Annotated in this window: 11 protein-coding genes; 5 read left to right on the forward strand and 6 right to left on the reverse strand. The window is 28.4% G+C overall.

From position 1 onward, the window contains the following. The first annotated feature begins 81 nt into the window (after positions 1 to 81). The 5 genes from GQX97_RS03890 (at position 82) to GQX97_RS03910 (ending at position 4,008) form a co-directional block, all read left to right on the forward strand. Complete coding sequence (locus GQX97_RS03890) at positions 82 to 1,230, forward strand: hypothetical protein (RefSeq protein ID WP_157150632.1); 1,149 nt, start codon at positions 82 to 84, stop codon at positions 1,228 to 1,230. A gap of 111 nt (positions 1,231 to 1,341) precedes the next feature. After that, positions 1,342 to 2,346 (forward strand): ABC transporter ATP-binding protein, encoded by a 1,005-nt coding sequence (locus GQX97_RS03895; protein ID WP_157150633.1) that lies wholly within the window; start codon positions 1,342 to 1,344, stop codon positions 2,344 to 2,346. A gap of 29 nt (positions 2,347 to 2,375) precedes the next feature. Continuing rightward, entirely contained in the window at positions 2,376 to 3,083 is a 708-nt protein-coding gene (locus GQX97_RS03900; RefSeq protein WP_157150634.1) for an ABC transporter permease, read from the forward strand. A 15-nt stretch (positions 3,084 to 3,098) separates the two neighbouring features. After that, on the forward strand, positions 3,099 to 3,674 hold the full coding sequence (locus GQX97_RS03905; protein WP_157150635.1) for an ankyrin repeat domain-containing protein: 576 nt from the start codon (positions 3,099 to 3,101) through the stop codon (positions 3,672 to 3,674). 124 nt (positions 3,675 to 3,798) lie between these two features. Continuing rightward, positions 3,799 to 4,008, forward strand: coding sequence for a TM2 domain-containing protein (locus tag GQX97_RS03910; RefSeq protein WP_157150636.1), 210 nt, complete (start codon positions 3,799 to 3,801; stop codon positions 4,006 to 4,008). A gap of 96 nt (positions 4,009 to 4,104) precedes the next feature. Here the strand turns inward: GQX97_RS03910 and GQX97_RS03915 are convergent, their stop codons facing one another. From GQX97_RS03915 to GQX97_RS03940, 6 genes are all read right to left on the reverse strand, one after another. Further along, positions 4,105 to 4,926 (reverse strand): MetQ/NlpA family ABC transporter substrate-binding protein, encoded by an 822-nt coding sequence (locus tag GQX97_RS03915; protein WP_157150637.1) that lies wholly within the window; start codon positions 4,924 to 4,926, stop codon positions 4,105 to 4,107. A 47-nt stretch (positions 4,927 to 4,973) separates the two neighbouring features. Then, positions 4,974 to 5,786, reverse strand: a complete 813-nt coding sequence (locus GQX97_RS03920) for a MetQ/NlpA family ABC transporter substrate-binding protein (RefSeq protein WP_157150638.1) — start codon at positions 5,784 to 5,786, stop codon at positions 4,974 to 4,976. A 45-nt stretch (positions 5,787 to 5,831) separates the two neighbouring features. Beyond that, the gene (locus tag GQX97_RS03925; protein WP_157150639.1) at positions 5,832 to 6,638 is read right to left on the reverse strand and encodes a MetQ/NlpA family ABC transporter substrate-binding protein; all 807 of its coding nucleotides are present in this window, start codon (positions 6,636 to 6,638) and stop codon (positions 5,832 to 5,834) included. Between the two features lie 80 nt (positions 6,639 to 6,718). Further along, complete coding sequence (locus GQX97_RS03930) at positions 6,719 to 7,669, reverse strand: L-lactate dehydrogenase (protein WP_157150640.1); 951 nt, start codon at positions 7,667 to 7,669, stop codon at positions 6,719 to 6,721. A gap of 28 nt (positions 7,670 to 7,697) precedes the next feature. After that, a complete protein-coding gene (locus GQX97_RS03935; RefSeq protein WP_157150641.1) occupies positions 7,698 to 8,378 on the reverse strand; it encodes a methionine ABC transporter permease in 681 nt (226 codons plus the stop codon). Next, entirely contained in the window at positions 8,359 to 9,411 is a 1,053-nt protein-coding gene (locus GQX97_RS03940; protein WP_157150642.1) for a methionine ABC transporter ATP-binding protein, read from the reverse strand. Before GQX97_RS03940 ends, GQX97_RS03935 begins: the two co-directional genes overlap by 20 nt. Positions 9,412 to 9,486 lie beyond the last annotated feature (75 nt).

Below are 9,486 nucleotides of genomic sequence, written 5' to 3' on the forward strand. Positions count from 1 at the left end.
GCTAAAACAAACTATAAGAACACTTAAGTTTATAAAAACTTGGTGTTCTTTTTTGATTAATTATTTGGGTAGATTGGCAGTATGTTTAAATATTTGTGTTTAGTTTTAATTATATTTCAAATATCAATATTTGCAGAAGAAACTACAAATAAAGTCCCAGAGTATAATTTTATATATGAGAAAGAAATTTCTTTTAATTTGGAAGAAACTAATAATATAAATGAAATATCAATTATGATAGAGAGAAGAGGTCTTCCTTTAGTTAATAGACTTGTTAGATTTGTTTCTTCAGACCCTGAAATATTTAATTTTGAAACAGAAATAATAAACACAAATAGTGGTTTTGAAGAAATAGAAAAAACATATACAAATATTTTTGTAGCTCCAACCGATGAAAATGGTATAGCTAGTGCAAATGTTAATTTAAATAAAGCAGGTAAAGCTGTTGTGATTATGCATATATTATACGTTGGCTCTACTGGAAATACCAATATATCATACGAAGAGTTTGCTAATGTTAATATAAAAAATACTCCGTCTATACCTTCAATTATTTTTAACAATGAAGATGAGAACTTAAATGCCAAAACTTCAATATTCTTAGAATTAACATTATATCCAGCACTTTTTTTAATATCAATAGCATTAATATTTATTAGTTATTTTAGACATATATATCATGAATATAGAACATCAAGAGCAAAAATAATAATGTATTCTTTTTTTGGATTTAGCACAGTTCAAAAGAAATTTTTATATTTAATTATAGTTGTTTTAGTAGAATTAATTTTAATAGGATCTTCTCTTATAATCAGCAGCTATGTGCTTCCTATAACATTTTTATCATTCTTTATAGCTGGATTTATTGTAAAAAATAAAAAATTATATTCTATAGGATTTTTTATATTAGCTTCTATATCAATGATAGATTTGTATCTAAAAGTATTTTTAAATTATTTTGCAATAGAATCTATAATTCAATCATCATTAATGACAAGCCCATTTTTAGTATTTTTTGTATTTCTTCTGCTAACAGCATTATCTGGGGGAATATATATACCCTCTTCAATATTAATATTATATAAAACTGTATTTAATTTAGGAAATACTGCTTTAATAATTGCTTTACTAGGAATATTTATTTCTTCTTTGCTATATATTGTAAAAGTAAAAAAAGATATACCATTTTTCTATGAATTAGATTTATTAAAGATTAGAGATAATTATTAATAATAATATAAATTACGAAATTTTATAAATATTTTTTAATCAAATACGATATTAATATATAATAAATAAATTTCTAAAAAGTAATTTAATATTTTTAATTAAGGATTATTAATGATAAAAGTTGATAATGTAGTTAAGTACTATGGAGAACATTTGGCCTTAAAGGGTGTTTCATATACTATAAATAAAGGAGAAATTGTCGGATTTTTAGGGCCGAATGGTGCTGGAAAATCTACTATGATGCGTATTATTACAGGTTATCTTCCTGCTACAAGCGGATATGTTTATTTGGACGATTATGAGGTTTATGATAATCCTATAGAATTAAAAAAAAGAATAGGATATATGCCTGAAAATGTTTCATTATATACAGAAATGACTGTAATAGATTATCTTAAATTTTGTGCTAAACTTAAAGGCGTTTCAAGAAAGAAAGTTAAATCTGCTGTAGAAAACACAATAGAGATTACAGGCCTAACAAATTATAGAGATAGAATAATAGGCCATTTATCTAAAGGTTACAGACAAAGAACAGGAATAGCACAGGCAATAATACATGACCCTGAAGTTTTAATATTAGATGAACCTACAAGCGGACTTGACCCTAATCAATTAATAGAAGTAAGGTCATTAATAAAAAGTTTAGGAGGAACTAGGACTGTTATACTTTCTACACATATATTAAGCGAAGTAGAAGATACTTGTGAGAGGGCTTTAATTATAGATAGCGGAGAGCTTATTGCTGAGGATACAATAGAAGGGTTAAAGATGGCTATGGACAGAGAAATACTTGGAGGAAATATTGAACTTAAAGTAGCTGATAGACAAAATGATGCTCTTTTATGTGTGAGAGAGGTTAATGGAGTTGTGCAGGCTGAAACTGATAATTTTGGCACTATTATTATAGAATGCGAAAGAGGAAATGATTCCCGTGCTGATATAGTAAAACATTTGGTTAATAATAATTTTGATGTATTAGAGATAAAATCTAAAGAAAGAAGTTTAGAAGAGGTATTTATTTACTTTACAGATAAAAAGAAAAATCAAGATTTTGATAAGAGTAAATATATAAAAGATGAAGGTATAAAAACTGATACTTCAGAAGAAAAAGAATAATATTAAAAAAGAGATAAAAGAGGTAAAAAATGAGAAACATATATGTTGTATTTGCAAGGGAGATTCAATCTTTTTATGTATCTCCTTTATATTATATATTAGGATTTATTTATTTAGCTTTAACAGGTTATTTTTTTACAATAGAAGTTTATTATAGCAGATTGGCAGTAATGGAAAACACAATGTATAATATTGGATTTTTTACAATACTATTTTTGTCAATTTTGTGCATGAAACTCATAGCAGAAGAGAGAGCATCTGGTACATTTGAACTTATAATGACCTCACCTATTACTTCCCTTCAATATGTGATTGGTAAATATTTATCTGTATTAGTTGTTTATGCTTCGCTTTTAATTATGACTTTTGTTTACCCTATACTTTTAATGATATTTGGAAAACCAGATATGGGTGTAATATTTAGCGGATATTTAGGATTATTTTTACTTGGCACTGCTATACTTGGACTTGGTTTAATAGCTACAAGTATATCAAAAAGTCAATTAGTGGCTGCTATTTTGGGTGTATCTATGGGAGTATTTGCCTACATTATAAATTGGCTTAGTGAGATGTTTACGGGAGCTAGTAAATTATTAAATGCTATTTCTATAACTACATATTTTTCTGATTTTACTAAGGGTTTAATAGATATACAAAATGTTATATTCTTTCTTATTTGGGCTATTGCTTGTATATCAGTGTCTACTATGCTTGTAGAATCATATAAATGGCAATAATTAAAGGTTTTCAATATGTCTCAAATAGTTGAATATGTAAAAAATAATGATTTTGATAATGTAAAAAAAGTAATAGAAACTGATAATTCACTAGTTGATACTAGAGAAGAAGAGACAAGATTTACGCTTTTAATGCTTTGTGCTAAAAAGGGCTATATTAACATAGCAAAACTTTTAGTAGAAGAGGGAGCCAATTTAAATGCTAGAAGTAAAACTGGCATAACAGCTTTAATGTTTGCCTGTGCCGAAAAACAAGTAGAGGTTGCTAAATATTTAATAGATTCTGGGGCTGATGTTAATTTAAGGGATAAGCCATTATTTTCTGCATTACTTTATGCATCACTTACAAAAGAGCATGATATTATAAAGGCATTAGTTGAAGCAGGTGCCGATGTAAATGCTAAGAATTTTAAATTAGTAACTCCTTTAATGTTTGCTTCTGGAATTAATGATATAGATACAATAAAGCTTTTAATAGAAAATGGAGCAGATATAGAACATAAAAATAAAGATGGTGAGAGGGCATTAGAGTTTGCCATTCGTAAAGAACAAAAAGAAGCAGCAGATTATTTAAAAAGCATTTCCAAATAATTTTAAAAAATAATTTAGATAGAACCTAATTTTAATATAATATATTTCACAATTTCTTTGATTTTTTTAGAATATATATTATAATCTGCAAAAACAATAATTTAATAATATTAGGAGATTTATTATGAGTAATGAAGTATCTGATAGAAGTTGGATTATAACTTTACTTTTAGCAATATTTTTGCCAGTGCATAGATTTTATGTTGGAAAAGTAGGTACTGGAATATTATATTGGCTTACAGCTGGCGGTTTAGGAATATGGTATATAGTTGATATAGTTTTAATATTGTTAGATATTTTTACAGATAAACAAGGAAGAAAATTAAGAAAATAAAAGTTTTTATAACAAAAACTATAATAAAAAAACCTCTAGTAAAATCAATTATCAAACTAATTACTAGAGGTTTTTATTTTTTATCTAAAATTATTTTTATTTCCAAGTTGGCAAATAAGAACCCAAGAAATTCTCATTATAAACTTTCTCTACTATTTCAGACTGATAAGTATCAACAACTTTTTTATATAATTCATTATCTTTATCAGCAGCTCTAGCAGCAATTAAATTAACAAAAGATTTAGTGCTATATATTGAAGGGTCATCTTTAAAAATATAATCAGAACCGGGGTTAAGACCAAAATCTATAGCATAATTACCGTTTATAACAGCACAAGCAACATCAGGAAGTAAACTGTAAATACTACCCGCATCAACTTCTACAATCTCTAAATTTAAAGGATTTTCTATTATATCAGCTACACTAGGAGAATCTCCTGCTTCAGCTCTTACTTTAATTAATCCAGCAGCCTCTAACACTTTTAAAGCTCTTCCGCCATTAGATGGGTCATTAGGTATAGCTACTTTATCGCCTTTTTTAACTTCTTTTACATCTGTAATATTTGTAGAATAAATATTCATAGCAGATATATAAGTATCACCAATAGAAACTAAATCATAACCTTTATTTGATACTTCATCATTAAAATAAGCATAATGCTGAAAAGCATTCAAATCTATTTCACCATCATTTAAAGCTTGATTTGGTATAGTGTAATCAGCAAAAGAAACCAATTCTACTTTAATACCCTCTTCTGCTAACTTTTCTACTATAGGGTCCCAAATTTGATAATCAGATTCTCCTGCAAATCCAACTTTTACTATTTGGTTGTTATTTGCATTAGAATTTCCTCCGCCACATGCACTAAAAGTTAAAATTAATGCTGCAAAAGCTGCAACTAATAAAATTTTCTTCATATATTAGCTCCTTATTAAAATTTAAAAAAATTATTAAACATATAAAATTATTCCCAAGTAGCTATATAAGCTCCCTTAAAATCCTTATTATAAATCTCTTTAACCTCATCAGATTGATAAGCTTCTACTATCTTTTTATATATTGGATTATCTTTATCTTCAGTTCTAGCAGCTATTAAGTTTATATAATTTTTATCATTATAATTAGTAGGATTATCTTTAAATATAGAATCAGTATTTGGATTAAGTCCGAAGTTTAAAGCAAAGTTACAATTAATAACCGCACAAGCAACATCAGGAAGCAAACTATATAAACTACCCGCATCAACTTCTATAATATCTATATTTAATGGATTTTCTCCAATATCATTAACACTAGGATTAGCTGGAGCATTATCTTTTAACTTTATTAAACCAGCAGCCTCCAATACTTTTAAAGCTCTTCCGCCATTAGAAGGATCATTAGGTATAGCAATCTTATCTCCATTTTTTACCTCATTAACATTTGTAATATTATGAGAATAGATATTCATAGCAGCAAGACAAGTATCAGCTATAGCAGTTAATTTATATCCCTTAGTTTCAACTTCATTGTTAAAAAATGCATAATGCTGAAAATTATTTAAATCAATATCTCCATCATTTAATGCCTGATTTGGAAGAAGATAATCCCCAAAAGATACTAACTCTATTTTTATATTTTCATTAGAAACCTGTCTTATCACTTCTTCCCAAATAACCCTATCAGATTCTCCTATATATCCAACTTTTACTATATTGTTATCTGAATTTCCGCCGCCGCATGCACTAAAAGTTAAAATTAATACTGCAAAAGCTAGAACTAATAAAACTCTCTTCATATAATTTACCCCTTATTAATTTTTTAAAATTATTATACAATTATTTTATTTCCAAGCAGGTATATAAGCTCCCTTAAAATCCTCAGCATAAACTTTTTCTACCTCAGGAGATTGATAAGCCTCTACTACCCTTTTATAAATCTCATTGTCTTTATCTTCAGTTCTTGAAGCTATTAAATTAATATACATATTATTTTTATAATTTTTAGGATTGTCTCTAAATATATAATCAGCACCGGGATTAAGACCAAAATCTAAAGCATAATTACAATTAATAACAGCACAAGCAACATCAGGAAGCAAACTATATAAACTTCCCGCATCAACTTCTATAATCTCTAAATTTAAAGGATTTTCTATATCATTAACAGTAGGATTGTCTGGAGCATTATCTTTTAACTTTATTAAACCAGCAGCCTCCAATACTTTTAAAGCTCTTCCCCCATTAGCAGGGTCATTAGGTATAGCAACCTTATCTCCATTTTTAACTTCATTAACATTTGTAATATTATCAGAATAAATATTCATAGCAGATATATAAGTAACACCCAATATAGATAAATCATATCCTTTAGTATTAACTTCATTGCTATAGTAAGCATGGTGCTGAAAAGCATCTAAATCTATATCACCATCATTCAATGCTTGATTTGGTATAGTATAATCAGCAAAAGAAACTAATTCTACTTTAATGCCTTCTTTTAATAATTTCTCTTGCACAGGCTTCCATATAGTTCTGTCAGATTCACCGACATGACCAATTTTTACAGTGATTAAATCTTTATCTTCATTATTGCCGCCGCATGAAGCTAAAAATAATGCAAAACATAATAATAATAAAACCTTTTTCATTATATATCATTCTCCTTTTAAAATAATTTTATTTTTTTGATAATTTAAATATTGCAAAATAATAAAAGAAATATTATTTATCACATGGTAAGTGATAATTTATAATTTTTGTCCATAGTATCGCAAGAAGCATCAAAGAGTTTTTTCTCTTCTTCATTCATTTTAAGTTCAATTATCTCTTCAACTCCATTAGCTCCTAAAACTGCAGGCACAGAAGCATAAACATCTTTTTGACCATATTCACCATTAAGATAAACTGAAACAGGCAAAACTCTATGCTCATCAGAAAGTATAGCCCTAGCAACCTCAGCAAGTGAAGTTCCTATTCCAAACTCGGTAGACCCTTTACCTAATAAAACGTCCCAGCCGCCTCTTCTTCCTTTCTCAGCTAATTCTTTTAAATCTAATTTAGCATATTTTTCTTTGCCTTCTTTCATAAGCTCAAGCAAAGGTTTTCCTGCTATAGTTACACAAGACCAAGCAACCATTTGACTCTCACCATGTTCACCCAAAGCATAAGCATATACAGATTTTTGATCAACATTAATAGCCTCAGATATAGCACGTCTTAATCTAGCAGAGTCTAATGTTGTGCTTGTAGATATTATTCTTTTGGTATCATAATTTAACTGATTTTGTAAATAATGAGTAATAACATCTGCAGGATTAGAAATATTAATTATAATTCCATTAAACTTAGTCTTTTTAACATTAGCTACTATATCTTTCATAACTTCCACAGTAGCCCCTAAAGTATCCATTCTAGTTTGGTTCTCTTCAGGTAAAGGTCCAGCACATACAACCATTAAATCAGCATCATCAATATCACTATAATCTCCTGCTTTAACTTCAACTCTATGAGGAAGATAAACAGTAGCATCAAATATATCAAGAGCCTGAGCAAAAGCTTTTTTCTTGTCTATATCAATATAAACAATATTCTCAACTAAACCTTGAGCCGCTAAAGCATATCCTACATGAGAGCCTACATGACCAGCTCCTATAATAACTACTTTTCTATTTTTAATCATAATAAATTCCTTTATAAAATATAACTTTTTAATGTGTCGCTTTTTTTACTATAAAATTACCAAGTGCCTGTATTAAACCAACAAGTATTACAAGAAGTATCACAGAAACATATATAATATCTAATTTATTTCTGTAGTATCCAGACTGTATTGCATAAGTGCCAAGCCCGCCAGCCCCAACAGCACCAGCCATAGCAGTAAGCCCTATTAAACTAATAGCTGTGATTGTAGTTCCTCTAGCTATAGGAGCAATGCTCTCTTTCAAATAAACTCTAAATATTATAGCTATAGGAGAAGAGCCCATAGATTGAGCAGCCTCAACTAAACCCGGATTAACTTCAGATAAAGCACTCTCCATCTGTCTAGCAAAAAAAGGCACAGTACCAAAAATTAATGGCAATATAGCACCCTTTACACCAATAGCAGTCCCCATTATAAATCTTGTTAAAGGCACAAGCATGGCAAGAAGTATTATAAAAGGTATAGCCCTAAAAAAGTTAATAAGTTTACTAAGCACTTCATATATTATAATGTTTTGCATAATGCCGTATCTCTTAGTAACAATTAAAAGTATACCCAAAAATCCGCCGACAAAAAATGATACAACGCCAGAATATAAAAGCATTATAAATGTTTGTATAATACTGTCATAAAGCTTTGGTAAATCATTCATTACATTTGGGATTACCTTATTTAGAAACTCTAGCATCAGATATTACCTCCACATCAACATTTTTTTCTTTAAGAAAGTCTATAGCCTTATTTATTCCGCCAACTTCTCTTTCATGCATTATAACAACAAGCCCTCCAAGCAAACTCTCATCTATAAACTCAACATTTCCAAAAATAATATTAGCATCAACATTAAAAGCCCTAGATATATGCGAAATAAAAGCCTCAACTACTCCGCCCTTCTTGTATCTAAGTCTTAATATACATTCATTTTCTTTTAATGCAGTAATATCATTTTTCTCTTCTACTAAATTATATATTTTAGAAAGATTTGAAGTAGTATCTATAAAATCTTGTGTTATTTTGTTTTTTGGAGCAGAAAACACATCAAAAATATTACCTTCTTCTATTAAATTACCCGCATTCATAACAGCAACTCTATGGCATAATTCCTTAACAACATTCATCTCGTGAGTTATTACAACTATAGTAATTTTTAATTTCTCATTTAATTTTTTCAATAATTTAAGTATAGAACCAGTAGTTTGAGGGTCTAATGCACTAGTAGCTTCATCGCAAAGAAGTATATTAGGTTCATTAGCTAAAGCTCTAGCAATAGCCACTCTCTGTTTTTGTCCGCCGCTTAATTGTGATGGATAAGCATAAGCCTTCTCTTTTATGTCCACAAGCTCAAGCAAGTACATAACCTTATCTTCTACTTCTTTTTTTGAAAGCCCTCTATATCTTAATGGATAAGCAACATTTTTAAATACATTTCTAGAACCAAATAAATTAAATTGCTGAAATATCATTCCTATCTTTTTTCTTCTCTCTCTAAGCTCTTTTTGAGATAAAGACATCATATCAATATTATCTATATAAACTTTTCCAGAAGTAGGTCTCTCAAGTAAATTAATACACCTTACAAGAGTGGATTTTCCAGCACCAGAAAAACCTATTATTCCATATATTTCACCATCATCTATTTTTATAGATACATTATTTACAGCATTAAGTTGTTTATTGTTTGCTGTTGTAAATATTTTACTAACATTTTCTATTACTATCATTATTATTCCAATTTAAATTTTATTCTATATATTATATAATTATATATATTTCTGTCAACAACAACTATGAAAACA

Origin of the sequence: Brachyspira sp. SAP_772 (assembly GCF_009755885.1) — a bacterium.
Classification (GTDB): Bacteria; Spirochaetota; Brachyspiria; order Brachyspirales; family Brachyspiraceae; genus Brachyspira.